We start from the raw sequence: 17,739 nt of genomic DNA on the forward strand, positions 1-17,739 counted from the left end.
GACTCAGAAAACACGCGTTAGCGTTGACGTTTTTCGCGAGCAAGCTAGCTCCTACAGCCCCCTCTGCATCCGATATTTATGCTCAATTCCCAACTTAATAATATTTTATTAATCACCGCCCGCCCCCTAACTTGACGTCATGCCCAAGCTGAATCCAACTGCATTACGCAAGGACAGACACATGACTCAAGCAATAACAAAAATAGACACGCTGGTGGTGGGCGCAGGTCAGGCTGGCGTGGCCATGAGCGAGCATTTGAGCAAGCAAGGCGTGCCGCACCTGGTGCTGGAGCGCAGCCGTATCGCCGAACGCTGGCGCACCGGGCGCTGGGACTCGTTGGTCGCCAACGGCCCGGCCTGGCATGACCGCTTCCCCGGTCTGGAATTCGACGACGTCCCTGCCGATGGCTTCGCGCCAAAAGAGCGTGTCGCCGATTACTTTGAAGCCTACGCACGCAAATTCAATGCGCCGATCCGCACTGGCGTGGACGTGACGTCAGTGGTACGTAACATCGGCCGCCCCGGCTTCACCGTGCACACCAGTGAAGGTGTGATCGAAGCCAACCGCGTGGTCGCCGCCACCGGGCCATTCCAGAAGCCCGTGATTCCAGGCATAGCGCCGACAGGCACGGCTCTGCACCAGATCCATTCCGCCGACTATCGCAACCCTGGGCAACTGCCGGCGGGCGCCGTATTAGTGGTGGGCGCCGGTTCTTCCGGCGTACAAATCGCCGATGAACTGCAGCGCGCCGGTCGCCAGGTCTACCTGTCGGTAGGCGCCCATGACCGACCGCCCCGCGCCTATCGCAACCGGGATTTCTGCTGGTGGCTGGGGGTTTTGGGCGAGTGGGACCAGGCGGCGATGAAACCTGGCCGTGAACACGTGACCATTGCTGTGAGCGGCGCCCACGGCGGCAAGACCATCGACTTCCGTGAACTGGCCCAGCAAGGCATGACCCTGGTTGGCCTGACCCAAGCCTTCGACGGCACAGTGGCGACGTTCCAACCCAACCTGGTGGAAAACCTGGCACGCGGGGATGAGAACTACCTGGCCCTGCTGGACGCGGCCGACGCGTATGTCGAACGCAATGGTCTCGACCTGCCCCAGGAGCCCGAAGCACGTCGCGTGTTTCCCGACGCTGAATGCATCAAGCAGCCAATCCTGACGCTGGACCTGGCCGAAGCGGGCATCACCTCGATCATCTGGGCCACCGGGTTTGTCGTGGACTACAGCTGGCTACAGGTGGACGCTTTCGACGCCGCCGGCAAGCCGCAACACCAACGTGGTGTATCCAGCGAAGCCGGCATCTACTTCCTCGGTTTGCCATGGCAATCGCGGCGTGGCTCGTCGTTTATCTGGGGGGTGTGGCACGACGCCAAATACGTAGCCGACCATATCGCTATCCAGCGTCAGTACCTCGAGTACCGCGAAGCTGCGCCGGTTGCCCGCCAGACCCCTGTCAGCGCCTGATCACTTTTTCCTGGAGTTTTTTGATGCCTACTCACACTCGCATCCGCATGTTCAACACCAAAGAAACCTATCCCAACCAGAGCCTGGATAACGACCTGTGCCAGGCCGTGCGCGCCGGCAACACCGTGTATGTACGCGGCCAGGTGGGCACTGATTTCGATGGCAACCTGGTGGGCCTCGGCGACCCTCGGGCCCAGGCCGAGCAGGCGATGAAAAACGTCAAGCAACTGCTCGAAGAAGCCGGCAGCGACCTCAGCCACATCGTCAAAACCACCACCTACTTGATCGACCCACGCTACCGCGAGCCGGTGTATCAGGAAGTGGGCAAGTGGCTCAAGGGCGTATTCCCGATTTCCACCGGGCTGGTGGTCTCGGCCCTGGGCCAGCCGCAGTGGCTGATGGAAATCGATGTGATCGCGGTTATCCCAGAGTAAGGAGGCTAGCCATGACCTTTTCAATCGTTGGCCGCTGCGCGGAAACCGGCCAGTTGGGCGTTGCCATCAGCTCATCAAGTATCGCCGTAGGCGCTCGCTGCCCATGGCTGCGGCCCGGCGTGGGCGCGGTATCGACCCAGAACATCACCTTGCCGGCCCTCGGCCCAGATGTGCTCGACGGGCTGGAACAGGGCCTGGCCCCAACCGATGCCGTGGACAAAGCACTCACCCGCAACGGCTACAGCCAGTATCGGCAACTGACGGCGATAGACCACCTGGGCCGCAGCGTGCATTTCAGCGGCAGCCAGACCCTGGGTACCCATCACGCGGTATCGGGCGAGCAATGCGTGGCGGCGGGCAATATGCTCGCCGACCGTGAAGTCATCACCGCGATGGTCTCGGCCTTTGAACAGGGCGAAGGCCAGCTCGCAGACCGGTTGCTGGCAGCGATGCATGCCGCCATCGCCGCCGGTGGCGAAGCCGGCCCGGTGCATTCCGCCGCGCTGGTGGTGGTGGGCGAGTTGACTTGGCCGATCATCAACTTGCGCGTGGATTGGGCCGACGAAGCGCCGATTGGCGAATTGCAAAAACTCTGGGACGCCTACCGCCCACAGGTACAGGACTATATCGATCGCGCCCTCGCCCCCGACCGCTCCCCCGGCTACGGCGTGGCCGGAGACGAGCGATGAGCCGCAGCCGCGACCTGCTGGAAACGCTGGTGGGCTTCGACACCACCAGCCGTGAGTCCAACCTTCAGTTGATCGAGTTTGTGCGCGATTACCTGGCCGGGTTTGGTATCGCCAGCGAGTTGGTCTACAACGCGCAACGCACCAAGGCCAACCTGTTTGCCAGCGTCGGCCCGGTTGAGCTGCCAGGTATCGTGCTGTCGGGGCATACCGACGTGGTGCCAGTGGATGGGCAACCCTGGACCCTGCCGCCGTTCACGTTGACCGAGCGTGACGGCAAGTTGTTCGGGCGCGGCACTGCCGACATGAAGGGGTATATCGCATGCGTGCTGGCGTTGGTACCCGAACTGGTCAAAACACCGTTGCGCCTGCCGGTGCATATCGCCCTGTCCTACGATGAAGAAGTCGGATGCCTGGGCGTACGCTCATTGCTCGCTGCTCTGGAACAGCGCCCGGTGAAACCCATGCTGTGCATCATCGGCGAACCGACCGAACTCAAACCGGTGTTGGGTCATAAGGGAAAGTTGGCGATGCGCTGCGACATACAGGGTCAAGCATGTCATTCGGCGTATGCGCCCTCGGGGGTGAATGCGATCGAACATGCCGCCGATCTGATCTGCGAACTCGGGCGTATCGGCCAGCGCTTGCGTTCGCACCAGGACCCACGTTTCAACCCACCTTTCAGCACGGTACAGACCGGCCTGATCAGTGGCGGCAAGGCATTGAACATCGTCCCGGCCGATTGTCGCTTTGACTTTGAAGTACGCGCCCTGCCCGCCTCGGACCCCGCTGAAGTCGCTCAAGAACTGCAAGCGTACGCCATGCAGCAGGTACTGCCGCGTATGCAGGCGGTCAGCAAGCAGAGCTCCATTCGGTTCACAGAGCTGTCGGCCTACCCGGGGCTGGTCACGGATGAGCACAGCCAGGCGGCGCAGCTGATTGCGGCGTTTTGCGGCTCGCAAGCGTTCGGCACCGTAGCGTTTGGCACCGAAGGCGGGCTGTTTGATGCGGCGGGCATTCCCACCGTGGTATGCGGGCCCGGGAGCATGGAGCAGGGGCATAAGCCGGATGAGTTTGTGAGCGTAGCGCAGTTGGCGGGATGTGATGCCATGTTGGGGCGCATGCTGGACTCGATCCGCTGAGCCAAACACTGCTTCCACAGACAATGCAAATGGATCGTGTTGGATCAGGCAGATAGGGGTCGGCTGGGGGCCATCATCGCAGGCAAGCCAGCTCCCACAAAAGGCCAGCCTCCAGTCAGACCAGCTCCCGAGCAAGAAACGGCGCAGTCCGGCTGGTCTTGCTCTTGGCCACTTTCTGCGGCGCCCCACACGCCACGACTCTCCCGCCCAAGTCCCCTGCTCCCGGCCCGATATCAATCACCCAGTCACTTTGGGCCACCACGCGCATTTCATGCTCCACCACAACCACCGTATGCCCCGCATCCACCAGCTGGTTCAGTTGGCTGAGCAAACGATCGACATCCCTGGGGTGCAACCCGGTGGTCGGCTCGTCCAGCACATACAAGGTGGCGCCCCGGGCATTGCGTTGCAACTCGGTAGCGAGCTTGATGCGCTGTGCCTCACCGCCCGACAACTCGGTGGCCGGCTGCCCGAGGCGCAGATAACCCAGGCCGATATCGCGCAGCACGACTAACGAACGCAGGATGCCCGGCTGCTCGGCAAACACCTGCACCGCTTGCTCCACTGTCAACCCCAGCACCTGGGCGATGTTCAAGCCCTGCCATTTGATCGCCAGAGTGTCGGGGTTATAGCGCGCGCCGTGACAGGTCGGGCATGGCGCGTACACGCTGGGCATGAACAGCAATTCAACGCTGACAAAACCTTCACCCTCACAGTTCGGGCAACGGCCCTTGGCGACGTTGAAGGAGAACTGCCCGGCATCGTAATTGCGTTTCTTGGCCGCTGGCGTGGCGGCAAACAGTTTGCGCACGTTGTCGAACAGCCCGGTGTAGGTCGCCAGGTTGGAACGCGGCGTGCGGCCGATGGGCTTCTGGTCCACCTGCACCAGGCGCTGAATGTGCTCGAGCCCGGCGCTGATGCGCCCGCCACTGGCTTGCGGTGCAGCATCTTCCAGGCTCGGTTCGTCGTCGCTTTCCAGCACACGCCCCAGGCCCGTGCCCACCAATTCCAGCAGCGCCTGGCTGACCAGGCTGGATTTGCCCGAGCCGGAAATCCCCGTCACCGCGGTGAAACAGCCCAGCGGGAAATCCACGTTCAAATCTTTCAGGTTATTTCGCGTCACGCCTTTGAGCTTCAGCCAACCGGCCGGCTCGCGGCTTGGCACATTGGCCGGGCGAGGTGAGGCAAACAGGTATTCGCGGGTCTGCGAGGCCTCGACATCCGCCAACCCTGCGGGCGGCCCGCTGTACAGCACTTGCCCGCCATGTTCGCCGGCAGCCGGGCCCACGTCGATCAGCCAGTCGGCGCGGCGCATGGTTTCCAGGTCATGTTCCACCACAAACAGCGAATTGCCCGCGGCCTTCAAACGATCAAGCGCGGTGAACAATGCTTCGCCATCCGCCGGGTGCAGGCCCGCCGAAGGCTCATCGAGCACATAAATAACACCGAACAACTGCGAGCCCAATTGGGTAGCCAGGCGCAGACGCTGCAGTTCCCCGGACGACAGGGTCGGCGTGCTGCGCTCCAGGGACAGATAGCCCAGGCCCAGTTCGATCAAGGTGTTGACCCGTTCGAGCAGGTCCTGGGCGATGCGCTGGGCCGCCAGGCGTTTTTCCACCGACAGCTTCATCGTGTCGTGCCCCGCGGCCACCGGCTGCAGCAACTCGGCCAATTGCGCCAGGGACAATTGCGACAGCTCACCGATATCCACCCCGGCAAACTTCACCGACAACGCCGCCTGGTTCAGGCGTTTGCCCTCGCACAATGGGCAGGCACTGCCTTGCATGAACTGCGATACACGCTTTTTCATCAGCGCGCTTTGGGTGTGGGCGAAGGTGTGCAGGATATAGCGCCGAGCGCCGCTGAAGGTGCCTTGGTAGCTGGGTTCGAGCTTGCGTTTCAACGCCTCGCGGGTCTGCTGCGGGGTGAAGCCGGCGTACACCGGTACGGTGGGGGTTTCTTCGGTGAACAGGATCCAGTCGCGCTGCTTTTTCGGCAGCTCGCGCCATGGGATGTCCACGTCATAACCCAGGGTCACGAGGATGTCGCGCAGGTTCTGGCCCTGCCACGCCAACGGCCAGGACGCCACTGCACGCTGGCGGATGGTCAAGGACGGATCGGGCACCATCAGCGCTTCGGTCACTTCATACACGCGGCCCAGGCCGTGGCATTGCGGGCACGCGCCCTGGGGCAGGTTCGGCGAGAAGTCCTCGGCGTACAACATGGCCTGCCCTTTCGGATAACGGCCGGCGCGGGAATAGAGCATGCGGATCAAGCTCGACAAGGTGGTGACACTGCCCACCGACGAGCGCGCACTGGGTGTACCCCGTTGCTGTTGCAGGGCCACGGCAGGCGGCAAGCCTTCGATGCTGTCTACGTCCGGCACGCCGACCTGGTCGATCAAGCGCCGCGCATAGGGCGCCACCGATTCGAAATAGCGGCGCTGGGCCTCCGCGTACACCGTGGAAAACGCCAGAGACGATTTGCCGGAGCCAGACACGCCGGTAAATACCACCAGGGCGTCCCGGGGAATATCCACATCGACATTGCGCAAATTATGTTCACGGGCGCCACGCACCCTGACAAAGCCGGTTTGCCGGGCGGTGAGCGGTGGGATGTTGCGCTGTGAAGTCATGGGCAACCTTGTCTTGCGCTTAGCACCCTGCGCACGCGTTGGGTCAGGGCATCGGGGCTGTAGGGTTTGCTCAGCAGGTGGATATCGGCGCTGAGCAGATGATTGGAAGACAGAATGTCGCGGGTGTGGCCCGAGGTAAACAGCACCGGCACCGGCGGGTTCTGCGCGCGGGCCCAGGTGGCCAGGTCGGTGCTCTTGACCCGACCCGGCATCACCACATCGGTGAAGATCAGGTCCGGCGACACGCCGCGCTGCAACACTTGCATCGCGCGGTCGCCATCCTCGGCGGTCAGTACGGTATAACCCGATTGCTGCAGCAACTCGACCACCGTCAGGCGCACGCCTTCGTTGTCCTCGACCACCAGGATGGTTTCCTGGCCGCCGCCTTGCAGGTCCGCATCACTGTAGTCGTCGAAGCATTCAGGCTCCAGGCAGTGGGGGAAATACATCTGCACCACCGAGCCCTTGCCCTCCTCGCTCCACATGTCCACGTGCCCGCCACTTTGGCGCACAAAACCGAACACCATGCTCAGGCCCAGGCCGGTGCCGTGGCCTTCGCGCTTGGTGGTAAAGAAGGGTTCGAATGCGCGCTTGAGGGTCGCCTCGGACATGCCCACGCCGGTGTCGGCCACTGCCAGGCGCACGTACTCGCCGGGCTTGATGCTTTTACCGATGCAATCGTCCGGGTTGAGGATGACGTTTTCTCCGGTGATACGAATCACACCCTCGCCCTGCATGGCATCCCGGGCGTTGATCGCCAGGTTGAGCAGCGCGTTTTCCAGCTGGTTGCGGTCGACATTGATGCACCAGGAGTCCTGGGGCAGTTGCACGTCGATATGAATGGTTTCCCCCAACGCCCGTTGCAACAGCTCGCCCAGGCCAGCGTAGATGCGCTGCGGGTTGTACACCGCCGGAGACAAGGGCTGGCGACGGGCAAAGGCCAAAAGTTGCGACGACAGCTTGGCCCCTCGCTCCACGGCGGCGATGGCCGCGGTGACGCGACGTTGCACCTGACAATTGTCCGGCTCATGCCGGGCGAGCAAATGCAGGTTGCCGGCGATCACTTGCAGCAGGTTATTGAAGTCATGGGCCACGCCACCGGTCAGGCCGCCAATCGCTTCCAGCTTCTGTGACTGGCGCAACTGGTCTTCTGCGGCAGACCGCGCCTGCACTTCAGCGGCTACGCGTTGCTCCAGATTATGGGTGAGCTCCTGGCGCACCCGCTCGGACTTCACCAGTTCGGTGGTTTCCACCACAATCGCCAGCACCCCGGCCGGCTGTTGGTTGTCCCCGGCCACGGGGCTGTAATAGAGGTCCAGCCATACGCTTTCCGGTTGGCCGTGACGCGATAACACCAGCTCCTTGTTATTGAACGACAAGGTACCGCCCGCCAGGCACGTATCCACCACATGCCGATTGAACTCGGCCACCTCCGGCCAGCCCAGTTCTACCGGAGTGCCCAAGAGGTAGGGATGGCGCCCGCCGGCAAATACCGAATAGCTGTCGTTGTAGATCATGTACCCCGCCCGCCCCCACAGCATCACCATCGGCACGGGTGAGGCGAGCATCATTTGCACGGTGCAAGCCAGGCTCGTGGACCACTGATCCAAGGGGCCAAGGTCGGTACTTGACCAGTCAAACGTGCGAATCCGCTGGGCCATTTCGCCGGCCCAGCCTTCACAGCCATGGGGGTTGGATAAAAATTGCATGATTGGGCTCTGTGCAGGGACAAGACAGTCGCAAGTTTTGGAGCGCGCCAGCGGTGGATGGTTTCATCCTGAGCACAGAGGAATGCACAAACCCCTGGAACTCAATGAAAATCCCGGTTGCGCACCACCATTCCATCCAGCAACGGCGTCAAATCGGTGAGGCGCCCCGCGATCAAATGCCGCACCTCACCTACCGCCTCCCAACGGCCGTCCACCTTGAGCAAACGCGAGCCCACCAGCGCCTGGCGCTGACGCTCGGCCAGGTCGCGCCAGACCACCACATTGAGGTTGCCGAACTCATCTTCCAGGGTGACAAAGGTCACGCCGCTCGCTGTGCCTGGGCGCTGGCGCCCTGTGACCAGCCCGGCGATGCTCACGTTGCGCCCATGCTCCACCGCCAGCAATTCCTGGGAACTGCGGCAGCGGCGCCGGCGTAACTCGGCGCGCAATAGTGCCAGGGGATGGGGCCCCAGGGTGGTACCGAGGGTGGCGTAATCGGCGTGCAAATCTTCGCCTACCGTGGGCTCGGGTAATGCCACCCGCGTTTCATCGGGGCTCGGCAGCCCGGCAAACAAGCCCAGTTGCTGATGCACACCGGCCACGTCCCAGCGCGCCTGATGGCGGTTGCCGGCCAGGGCGCGCAAGGCCCCGGCATCCGCCAGCAGCGCCTGGGCACGCGTATCCAGCCCGGCGCGCGCGTCCAGGTCAGCGATGTCATTGAACAGCCGCTGCTGCCTCGCCGCTTCGATACGCCGCCCGTCGTCCTCGCGAAACCCAGAGATCATGCGCAAGCCCAGGCGAATCGCCGGTTGCTGGCCGTCGATGGGCTCCAGGCTGCATTCCCAGTCGCTGGCCTGCACATCTACCGGGCGGATCTGCAAGCGATGGCGCCGGGCGTCCTGCAGGATCTGGTCCGGGCTGTAGAAGCCCATGGGCCAGCTGTTGATCAGGGCGCAGGCAAAGGCCGCCGGCTCATGGCATTTGAGCCAGCAACTGGCATAGGTCAGCAAGGCGAAACTGGCGGCGTGGGACTCCGGGAAACCATAGCTGCCAAAGCCCTTGATCTGCTCGAAAATCTGCGCGGCAAAGGCTTCGGTGTAGCCGTTTTTCAGCATGCCGGTGCGCAGGCGCTGCTGATGGGGCTCCAGGCCGCCGTGGCGTTTCCAGGCGGCCATGGAGCGGCGCAACTGGTCGGCCTCGCCGGGGCTATAGTCGGCGGCGACCATGGCGATTTGCATCACCTGTTCCTGGAACAGCGGGATGCCCAGGGTGCGTTCCAGCACGGCTTTCAATTGCGGCGACGGATAGGTGGTGGGCTCTTCATTATTCCGTCGACGCAAGTACGGATGCACCATGCCACCCTGGATCGGCCCAGGCCGCACAATGGCAACCTCGATCACCAGGTCATAAAACGTCTGCGGCTTGAGCCTGGGCAACATCGACATCTGCGCCCGCGACTCGATCTGGAACACACCGATGGTGTCGGCCTTGCTGATCATGGCGTAGGTGGCCGGGTCTTCCTTGGGAATCGTGGCCAGGCTCAAGTCCCGGTGGCGATGTCGGCGCAGCAAATCGAAGCAGCGGCGGATCGCGCTGAGCATGCCCAGGGCAAGGATGTCCACCTTGAGCAAACCGACGGCGTCGAGGTCGTCTTTGTCCCACTGGATAATGGTGCGCTCGGCCATGGCCGCATTTTCCACCGGCACCAGGGTGTCCAGCGGGTATTCGCTGATCACAAAGCCGCCAGGGTGCTGGGACAGGTGCCGCGGAAAACCGATCAGTTGCTGGGTCAACGTCAAGACACGCCGCAGCAGTGGGCTGTCCGGGTCGAAGCCGCTTTCACGCAGGCGCTCCAACGGCGGCGCCTCATCGCTCCAGCGCCCGCAGCAATCGGCCAAGGCGTTGATCTGGTCCGCCGGCAGCCCGAGGGCCTTGGCCACATCACGTACCGCGCCCGTGGCATGGTAACTGCTGACCACCGCCGTCAAGGCTGCACGGGTGCGGCCATAGCGCTGGAACACGTATTGCAGCACCTCTTCGCGGCGCTCGTGCTCAAAATCCACGTCGATGTCCGGCGGCTCGTTGCGCTCTTTGGACAGGAAGCGCTCGAACAGCAGGTTGGTAAGGCTCGGGTTGATTTCGGTGATGCCCAGGGCAAAACACACCGCCGAGTTAGCCGCCGAACCACGGCCCTGGCACAGGATCGAACGGCTGCGGGCGAAACGCACGATGTCATGCACCGTAAGGAAATAGCTTTCGTAACCCAGCTCGCTGATCAGCTGCAGTTCACGATGGATTTGCTGCAAGGTCTTGTCGTCGATGCCTTCGGGCCAGCGCTGGGCGATGCCTTCTTCGGTGAGGGTGCGCAGCCAGGATTGGGCGTCATGCCCCGCGGGTACCAGCTCGCGTGGATAGTGATAGCGCAACTGGCCGAGGTCGAAGGTGCAGCGCCGCGCGAGGGCGAGGGTTTCATCCAGCAAGGCCTGGGGGTACAGCGCCGCCAGCGCGTCGAGGCTGCGCAGGTGGCGTTCGCCATTGGGGTGCAGGCGCGTGCCAGCTTCGGCCACCGGCACGTGGTGACGGATGGCGGTCATGGTGTCTTGCAGGGCACGGCGGCCTCGCGCATGCATATGCACATCGCCGCAGGCCACGGCAGGGATTTGCAGGCTGTGGGCCAGTTGCAAGCGCTGTTGCAGATGGCGCGCATCGTCCTGCCCACAGTGCAGGTGCACCGCCAGCCACAGGCGCTGGTCGAAGGTGCGGCGCAGCCAGTCGAGGCTGGCCTGGGTGTCGCTGTCTTGCGCCACCCACAACGCCAACAGGCCGGGCAACGGTTGCTCGAAATCTTCCTGTAGCAGGCGATAACTGCCCTTTTCAGCCCGACGCCGGGCCAGGGTGATCAGCCGGCACAGGTGCTGATAACCGCTCAGGTTCTCCACCAGCAGCACCAGTTTCGGACCATTTTCGATGTGCATTTCGCTGCCGATAATCAACGGCAAGTCCACGGCTTTGGCGGCTTGCCATGCACGCACGATGCCTGACAGCGTGCATTCATCGGTGATCGCCAGGGCGCTGTAGCCTTGGCGCTTGGCGCGCTCGAAAAGCTCCAGCGCACTGGAGGCACCACGCTGGAAGCTGAAATTGGACAGGCAGTGCAGCTCGGCATAATTCATGCGCCCCCACCCCCTGTTGTAGGAGCGAGCTTGCTGTGGCGAGGGAGCTTGCTCCCGCTGACTGCGCAGCAGTCTCCGGCTTTTATTGGGGGCGCTACGCACCCCAGCGCAAGCAAGCTTGCTCGCCACAGTAAGTGCGCTCCAACTGAGGGGATGCTCATGCAAACCACCCTTGCAACCACAGCCCATCGCCTTGCCCCACCGTGCGATAGGCCCAACCCTGCTGGCCGGCGCGGGTCTGGACCAGGTAATAGTCGCGGCGGACATCGGCGCCATCCCACCAGCCCGATTCAATGCGCTCCGGACCCATCAGGATCTGTACGCCGTGTTCGGCCAGCAAGGTCGGTTGCGGCAATAACCAGCCTGGGCGGCGGACCTTGTTCAAGCTCGGGCACGCCTGGTGGTCGGTCGCAGCCTGCCAGGCGCATTCGGGGCGATAGTCGGCCTGAAAACGCAGGCCCTGCACCGCCTCATCCCCCAGGCGTGCACGCAGGCGTTCGCGCAACTGTTCCCACGGCAGGGTTTGTTGCGGGCGGTCGTCGAACAGGTCCTGGCGTTGCGGCACGAACACCGGCAAGTCCTCGGCCACCAGGCGCACACCCCGCACCGGCGCGGTGACCTGTACCTGCTCCAGGCGCCCACGGGCCAGTTCGAACAACATTGAAGGCTCGCGCTCGGCGCTGAGCAGGCCCACCTTGATCACGCTGTCTTGTGCCTGGGCGTGTTCCAGGTGCAGGTCAAAGCGCTGCACGCCACTGTCGCGGCCGCACAGGAAAGCGGACAGGTCGCCGGTCAAACGCCGCAAGGGGAACAACAGCGCCTGGTGGGATTGCACATCGAAATTCAACTCGATGCGTGCATCGAACTGGTCGGGCGGTTGATAAAAATCCAGGGCCAATGGCCGCTGCCCGCTCAGGGCGTCGAGGTGCTTGAGCAGGCTGGCGTCAAAACGTCGCGCCAGGGTATGCCGGGGCAAGGCCTGCACCTGGGCCAGGCTGCGCAGGCCCATGCGCGACAAGGCGGTGGCGGCCTGGGGTTCAAGGCCTGCACGGTCGACAGGCAGCGACGCCAGGGCCTGCATCAGGGCGCTGTCATCGGCCACGGCCAGGCCGTCGTAGCCGTTTGCCAATATCCGCGCCGCCGCCGGGTTGGGCGCAGCGACGATGCGATGACGAAAGCCAAGTTCGGTCAGCTCTTTGCGCAAACGCGCCTCAAGTTGCGGCCAGGGGCCGAACAGGCCCAGGCTCGATTCGATCTCGAACAACAAGGCCCGTGGGTAATACAGGCTGACTTGGGAGCTGAATCGGTAGGCCCAGGCGGCCAGAAACTGCTGCAGGCGCTCGATCTCCAGCGGGTCGTATTCGACACAGGCAAACTGCATGACCAGGGCATGGGCTGCCGTCAACGATTGCCCGGGGCGCAGGCCCAAGGCGCGGGCGGCGGCGTTGACGGTTTGCAACACACGCCGCTGCGGCGTGCCGGCCAGCAGCGCCAGCGGCTGCTCGGGTTCGGGATGCACACGCTGTGCCCCGTCCAGCGCCAATTGCGGGAAGACAATACACACCCAACGCATGGCAACCTCAATGCCCCGCCAGGGCAATCGGCGCCGGATGGGCCAGCCCGCCACGGCACTTGAGCACCCGCACTTGCGCGGGCCTGGCCTCGACCGCCAGGCGCAGGGCGGCAGGCGAGGCATTGATCGCCTCGCTCAGGGAGCGCCAGGCAAACGCCAGGGTCTGCCCGGTTTCGGCCGCCACCTGCAAACGCCGCAAGGCACGATCATCGGCCTTGCGCGGCCAACACAACACCGCCCCGCAACTGCCAGAACGCAGGCATTGCTCCACCGCCCACAGCGCGTCACGCTCCTCGGCCCGGATGATGGACAGCTGGCGCACATCCACCCCGGCGTTCTGCCACGCATGGGGATAGGGGGTATAGGGCGGCGCCACCAGCACAATGCGCTCGCCCAAGGCCGACAGGCGCGCCAGGGTAGGCAGCACCAGTTGCAACTCGCCCACCCCGTCCTGGGCCATCAGGATTTCACTCAAGGCCGATTCCGGCCAGCCGCCACTGGGCAGCACCGCATCCAGCGCCGCCAGCCCCGTAGGATGTACGCTGGCCGGGGGCGCGGCGGGCCGGCCCTTCCAGACTCGCCCGCCATTGAACAGCGAGTCCAGGGCAACCACGGCGCCCATCAGCCTTGCCTCACCAGGCCGCAGAACACGCCTTCGATGGCCAGGTCCTGCTCGGGCCCGACCACGATGGGTTGATAGGCCGGGTTGCGCGGCAACAGGCGAACCCTGTCGCCGTGGCGCTCGAAACGCTTGATGGTGACGTCGCCGTCCAGGCGCGCCACCACAATCTGCCCGTTCAAGGCTTCGGCACTGCGGCGCACGCCCACCAGGTCGCCATCGAGAATGCCATCTTCAATCATCGAATCGCCCTGCACCCGCAGCAGGTAATCGGGGGTTTTGGCGAAAGTGGCGGGGTCCAGTTGCAAGCGGCTGTGCACCTCGGCATCGGCGCCAATCGGCCGACCGGCCGCCACACGGCCGAGCACCGGTACATCCAGCCACTCGGGACGCGCAGGTTGATTGAGCAAGCGAATGCCACGGGCCTGGTTGGGGTTGACCTCGATAAACCCAGCTTCGGTCAGCGCCACTACATGCTTGCGGGCGACGCTGCGCGAGGCGAAGCCGAACGCCTCGGCGATCTCGGCGAGGCTGGGAGGCTGGCCTTGTTGCGCGATGCGCTCGCGAATGAAGGTCAGGATGGCGATGCGGCGGGGAGTCAGGTTTGTCATGGAGTACATTTGTACTCCTGTGGGAAATTTCTGACAATAACCGTCAGTCTGCTAATTGCCAGCTCCCACATGAAGGCATAGGTATCTACTTAAGTCTGTAAGCTCAACGGTTAAAACGATGCGAAGCGAGCCGCTCTTGATCTTGATCTTGATCTGCTTTTGATCTTAGGCGCCCCGTTAAACCACGCTGGCCGGAATTCGACAGGGATTTGGGGGGTAAACCGGCAGGGATGCCGGTTTAGCCGCCCCGCGCCATGGATGGCGCGTGGCGGCGGCCCCCCAAATCACTGGCGGATTACGGGCACACCGAGCCTAAGCGAGGTGCCGAGTGGTGGGGCAAGAGCGTTTTGCTTACTTTTGCGCTTTTCAAAAGTGAGCCGCTGTAAGAGCGGAACCCTAGGTGGCCGTTACCGCAGGAATGGATATGTACGCATTCCAACCCAACTAAATGGTCGACCAGAAGGCCGCCATCGCAGGCAAGCCAGCTCCCACATTGGATCGCGGGGCATCAGTTATATCTGTGTCGGCTGCCAGGCCGTCACGGGAGCAAGCTCCCTCGCCACAGATTCAGCGTCGTGCCGAAGTTATGTAGATACCTATGCACATGAAGGCATACCTCACCACCCCTCTTTCAACATCCGCAGCTCCAGATGCTGCAACAACATAATCGTCTTGCCATCCACAATCTCCCCGCTCTGCACCATCGCCAGTGCCTGCTCAAAGCCCAGCTCCAGTACCTCGATATCCTCGCCCTCTTCTTCCAGGCCTCCGCCCGCTCCCACTCGGTCGCCTGGCTGGTATTCACCGATAAAAAAGTGAATCCGCTCCGTCACAGATCCCGGGCTCATGAACGCCGCGTAGATTTTCTCAACATGCCCGACGCGATAGCCGGTCTCTTCCTCGGCCTCCAGGCGGATGCGTTCTTCGGCGCTGGCGTTATCGAGCAAACCGGCCGCCGCTTCAATCAGGTAGCCGGGGTAATCGTTGACGAAAGTGGGCATGCGGAACTGGCGAATCAGCAAGACTGTGCGTTGCTCACGGTTGTACAACAGGATGGTCGCACCGTTGCCCCGGTCATACACCTCGCGGGTCTGGGCTTGCCAACTGCCGTCGCGACGGCGCAGGTCGAAGCTGTATTTCTTCAGCAGGTACCAGTTGTCCGAGAGGGTTTCTTCGGCGGTGATGCGCACGGGGCTGTTGTTCATGTGTGGGCCTTTGCAGGTAGGGCAGGTTCGAGCCGTCCACCCTATCAACCCGCGCGAGGATTGTTCAATGCTGTAACACTTTCATCCGTCACGGCCGTCGCATTAATGCCTACCCGCCCAGGCCATCTGGTAAAACCCGTGCTTCATCTTTGTTCTGGAACCTTCATGTCTTCTGTTTCTATGCCCCGCCGGGGCCTGCGCTGGCTTGTCTGGCTGTGCATGGCCGTGTTGATTGTCGGCCTGCCGGTCGGCTGCGCCGTGTTGCAACACAAGGAGCGCGAACTTGTGTTTCGCATCGAGCCGGGAACCGCCGGCTGGTACACCGGCCTGCCCAAGGCGGTGCAGGAATTCGAACTCACGCCCGCCAGTTTCAAAGCAGGGCAGAACATTCATGGCTGGTGGTACCCGGCAGCCAACAAAGACGCGCCCGCCATCCTCTACCTGCACGGGGTACGCTGGAACCTCACGGGCCAATTGTTTCGCATCGAGCAACTGCATGCCCTGGGCTTTTCGGTCCTGGCCATCGACTATCGCGGCTTTGGCCAAAGCCAGGGCGACCTGCCCTCGGAAGCCACGGTGTACGAGGACGCTCGCATTGCCTGGGAGCGTTTCCAGACCCTGCAACCAGACCCCGGCAAACGCCTGATCTACGGGCACTCCCTGGGTGGCGCGGTCGCCATCGACCTCGCTGCCGAGTTGGGCAAGCAGGTGCCATTGCCGGTGCGTGGGCTGGTGATCGAGTCCACGTTCACCTCCCTGGCGGATGTCGCCACGGCCGTTGCCAACACCTCATTGCCGGTGCGCTGGTTGCTGTCGCAGAAGTTCGATTCCATCGACAAGATTGCCGACATCCACATGCCGCTGCTGGTGGTCCACGGCCTCGACGACCGCTACGTACCACCGCGCTTCAGCCAGCAGTTATTCGAAGCCGCCCAGCAACCCAAACACCTGTTGCTGGTGCCCGGTGCCAGCCATAACAACAGCATGAACCTCGCCGGACGCAGCTATGGCCAGGCGCTGGAAAACCTGATGCGCACGAAGATGCCTGCCCAGGTGGTGACACACTCCACAGGCCGCGATAACGCCTCGTAAATACGCTTTTCGACACTGGGTTCGCGCTTGGCTATCAAGCGCAAACCCTGGCCATGTTGGCCCGAAATACAAGTTGATCAAATAATGACCTTCGCTGAAATCGCCAACGCTGCCGGGCCTTCGCAAAGTTATCCACAGAGATACCCACGGTTTTCGTGGACAACTCTTTTTATATTTTTACGGTTTTTTTGCTCAAGCCGTGCTCCCAGGAAAGGTACCGGGCAACAGGATTTCGCGATTCACTTCGCGTATATCCTTATAGCCACAGAGCGCCATCGACACATCCAGTTCGCGGGCGATGATATCGAGGGCCTTGGTCACGCCCGCCTCGCCCATCGCCCCCAGCCCATACAAGTGCGGGCGGCCAATCATGGTGCCCTTGGCGCCCAGCGCCATGGCCTTGAGCACGTCCTGGCCGGAACGAATACCGCCGTCGAGCCACACTTCAATGCGGTTGCCCACGGCCTCGACAATCGCCGGCAATTGGCTGATGCTCGACGGTGCGCCATCAAGCTGGCGGCCACCGTGGTTACTCACCACCAACGCATCGGCACCGCAATCGGCCGCCAAGCGCGCATCCTCCACATCGAGAATGCCCTTGATGATCAGCTTGCCGCCCCAGCACCGCTTGATCCACGCCACATCGTCCCAGCTCAGGCGCGGGTCAAATTGCTGGGCGGTCCACGACGACAGCGAACTCATGTCGGCCACCCCCTTCACATGCCCGACGATATTGCCGAAACCACGCCGCTGGGTACCCAGCATGCCCATCACCCAGCGCGGCTTGGTCATCATGTTGAGAATGTTCGGCAGGGTCAGCTTGGGCGGCGCGGACAAACCATTGATCAAGTCCTTGTGGCGCTGCCCCAGAATCTGCAAATCCAGGGTCAGCACCAATGCATCCACCCCGGCCGCCTTGGCGCGCTCGATCAACTGCTCGATAAAACTGCGGTCGCGCATCACATACAACTGGAACCAGAACGGCTGGCCGACGTGCTCGGCGATGTCTTCCAGCGAACAGATACTCATGGTCGACAAGGTATAGCGCAGCCCGAACGCGGCAGCGGCACGGGCAGTGAGGATTTCGCCATCGGCATGCTGCATGCCCGCCAGGCCAGTCGGCGCCAGCGCCACGGGCATGGCCATGTCCTGGCCAATCATACTGGCGCGGATCGAACGCTCGTCGATATTGCGCGCCACCCGTTGACGGAACTTGATACGCGCAAAATCAGTTTCGTTGGCGCGGTAGGTGCTCTCAGTCCAGGAGCCGGAATCGGCGTAGTCGTAGAACATGCGGGGGACACGTTTTTGCGCCAGCTTGCGTAAGTCTTCGATGGTTGTGATCAACGGCATCGGGTCACCTCTCCCTGAACTGAACACAGAGAGTAA

The 17,739-nt window shown here is 62.8% G+C and carries 13 protein-coding genes; 5 read left to right on the forward strand and 8 right to left on the reverse strand.

Annotated elements, in window-relative coordinates; genetic code table 11:
- Positions 1-139: 139 nt before the first annotated feature.
- The 4 genes from GIV26_RS09305 to argE are packed head-to-tail and all read left to right on the forward strand — an operon-like array spanning position 140 to position 3,733.
- The gene (locus GIV26_RS09305; RefSeq protein ID WP_371264156.1) at positions 140-1,471 is read left to right on the forward strand and encodes a flavin-containing monooxygenase; all 1,332 of its coding nucleotides are present in this window, start codon (positions 140-142) and stop codon (positions 1,469-1,471) included.
- 23 nt (positions 1,472-1,494) lie between these two features.
- A complete protein-coding gene (locus tag GIV26_RS09310) occupies positions 1,495-1,905 on the forward strand; it encodes a RidA family protein (RefSeq protein WP_014718154.1) in 411 nt (136 codons plus the stop codon).
- An 11-nt stretch (positions 1,906-1,916) separates the two neighbouring features.
- The gene (locus GIV26_RS09315) at positions 1,917-2,594 is read left to right on the forward strand and encodes a DUF1028 domain-containing protein (RefSeq protein ID WP_034126115.1); all 678 of its coding nucleotides are present in this window, start codon (positions 1,917-1,919) and stop codon (positions 2,592-2,594) included.
- Complete coding sequence (gene argE / locus GIV26_RS09320) at positions 2,591-3,733, forward strand: acetylornithine deacetylase (protein ID WP_236280208.1); 1,143 nt, start codon at positions 2,591-2,593, stop codon at positions 3,731-3,733. The genes GIV26_RS09315 and argE overlap by 4 nt, the downstream gene beginning before the upstream one ends.
- Positions 3,734-3,848: 115 nt before the next feature.
- Here argE and uvrA read toward each other — a convergent pair whose 3' ends face one another.
- The 7 genes from uvrA to GIV26_RS09355 all read right to left on the reverse strand — a co-directional run bounded on the left by uvrA (position 3,849) and on the right by GIV26_RS09355 (position 15,258).
- Positions 3,849-6,368, reverse strand: coding sequence for an excinuclease ABC subunit UvrA (gene uvrA, locus GIV26_RS09325; RefSeq protein ID WP_236280211.1), 2,520 nt, complete (start codon positions 6,366-6,368; stop codon positions 3,849-3,851).
- Positions 6,365-8,077: an ATP-binding protein gene (locus GIV26_RS09330; RefSeq protein WP_034126118.1), complete on the reverse strand. Its 1,713-nt coding sequence runs from the start codon at positions 8,075-8,077 to the stop codon at positions 6,365-6,367. The genes uvrA and GIV26_RS09330 overlap by 4 nt, the downstream gene beginning before the upstream one ends.
- A gap of 101 nt (positions 8,078-8,178) precedes the next feature.
- Positions 8,179-11,250 (reverse strand): error-prone DNA polymerase, encoded by a 3,072-nt coding sequence (locus GIV26_RS09335; RefSeq protein WP_236280213.1) that lies wholly within the window; start codon positions 11,248-11,250, stop codon positions 8,179-8,181.
- A 157-nt stretch (positions 11,251-11,407) separates the two neighbouring features.
- Positions 11,408-12,823 carry a Y-family DNA polymerase gene (locus GIV26_RS09340; protein ID WP_236280216.1) on the reverse strand — a complete coding sequence of 472 codons (1,416 nt, stop codon included), beginning with the start codon at positions 12,821-12,823 and terminating at the stop codon, positions 11,408-11,410.
- Between the two features lie 7 nt (positions 12,824-12,830).
- Positions 12,831-13,445: a translesion DNA synthesis-associated protein ImuA gene (imuA, locus tag GIV26_RS09345; protein WP_003191873.1), complete on the reverse strand. Its 615-nt coding sequence runs from the start codon at positions 13,443-13,445 to the stop codon at positions 12,831-12,833.
- On the reverse strand, positions 13,445-14,062 hold the full coding sequence (gene lexA, locus GIV26_RS09350) for a transcriptional repressor LexA (protein ID WP_236280218.1): 618 nt from the start codon (positions 14,060-14,062) through the stop codon (positions 13,445-13,447). The genes imuA and lexA overlap by 1 nt, the downstream gene beginning before the upstream one ends.
- 608 nt (positions 14,063-14,670) lie before the next feature.
- Positions 14,671-15,258, reverse strand: coding sequence for an NUDIX domain-containing protein (locus GIV26_RS09355; RefSeq protein WP_034125680.1), 588 nt, complete (start codon positions 15,256-15,258; stop codon positions 14,671-14,673).
- A gap of 165 nt (positions 15,259-15,423) precedes the next feature.
- Here GIV26_RS09355 and GIV26_RS09360 point away from each other — a divergent pair, with 165 nt between their 5' ends.
- On the forward strand, positions 15,424-16,350 hold the full coding sequence (locus GIV26_RS09360; protein WP_054898677.1) for an alpha/beta hydrolase: 927 nt from the start codon (positions 15,424-15,426) through the stop codon (positions 16,348-16,350).
- Between the two features lie 192 nt (positions 16,351-16,542).
- Here GIV26_RS09360 and GIV26_RS09365 read toward each other — a convergent pair whose 3' ends face one another.
- A complete protein-coding gene (locus GIV26_RS09365) occupies positions 16,543-17,703 on the reverse strand; it encodes an alpha-hydroxy acid oxidase (protein ID WP_014718172.1) in 1,161 nt (386 codons plus the stop codon).
- Between the last annotated feature and the right edge of the window lie 36 nt (positions 17,704-17,739).

Origin of the sequence: Pseudomonas sp. PA-1-3F, from assembly GCF_021609665.1 — a bacterium.
Taxonomy (GTDB): Bacteria; Pseudomonadota; Gammaproteobacteria; order Pseudomonadales; family Pseudomonadaceae; genus Aquipseudomonas; species Aquipseudomonas paracarnis.

Bases quoted from the DNA above. Each gene is read 5' to 3' on its own strand.
- GIV26_RS09305 (WP_371264156.1), top strand. From the start codon at position 140: ATGCCCAAGCTGAATCCAACTGCATTACGCAAGGACAGACACATGACT.
- GIV26_RS09310 (WP_014718154.1), top strand. From the start codon at position 1,495: ATGCCTACTCACACTCGCATCCGCATGTTCAACACCAAAGAAACCTAT.
- GIV26_RS09315 (WP_034126115.1), top strand. From the start codon at position 1,917: ATGACCTTTTCAATCGTTGGCCGCTGCGCGGAAACCGGCCAGTTGGGC.
- argE (WP_236280208.1), top strand. From the start codon at position 2,591: ATGAGCCGCAGCCGCGACCTGCTGGAAACGCTGGTGGGCTTCGACACC.
- uvrA (WP_236280211.1), bottom strand. From the start codon at position 6,368: ATGACTTCACAGCGCAACATCCCACCGCTCACCGCCCGGCAAACCGGC.
- GIV26_RS09330 (WP_034126118.1), bottom strand. From the start codon at position 8,077: ATGCAATTTTTATCCAACCCCCATGGCTGTGAAGGCTGGGCCGGCGAA.
- GIV26_RS09335 (WP_236280213.1), bottom strand. From the start codon at position 11,250: ATGAATTATGCCGAGCTGCACTGCCTGTCCAATTTCAGCTTCCAGCGT.
- GIV26_RS09340 (WP_236280216.1), bottom strand. From the start codon at position 12,823: ATGCGTTGGGTGTGTATTGTCTTCCCGCAATTGGCGCTGGACGGGGCA.
- imuA (WP_003191873.1), bottom strand. From the start codon at position 13,445: ATGGGCGCCGTGGTTGCCCTGGACTCGCTGTTCAATGGCGGGCGAGTC.
- lexA (WP_236280218.1), bottom strand. From the start codon at position 14,062: ATGTACTCCATGACAAACCTGACTCCCCGCCGCATCGCCATCCTGACC.
- GIV26_RS09355 (WP_034125680.1), bottom strand. From the start codon at position 15,258: ATGAACAACAGCCCCGTGCGCATCACCGCCGAAGAAACCCTCTCGGAC.
- GIV26_RS09360 (WP_054898677.1), top strand. From the start codon at position 15,424: ATGTCTTCTGTTTCTATGCCCCGCCGGGGCCTGCGCTGGCTTGTCTGG.
- GIV26_RS09365 (WP_014718172.1), bottom strand. From the start codon at position 17,703: ATGCCGTTGATCACAACCATCGAAGACTTACGCAAGCTGGCGCAAAAA.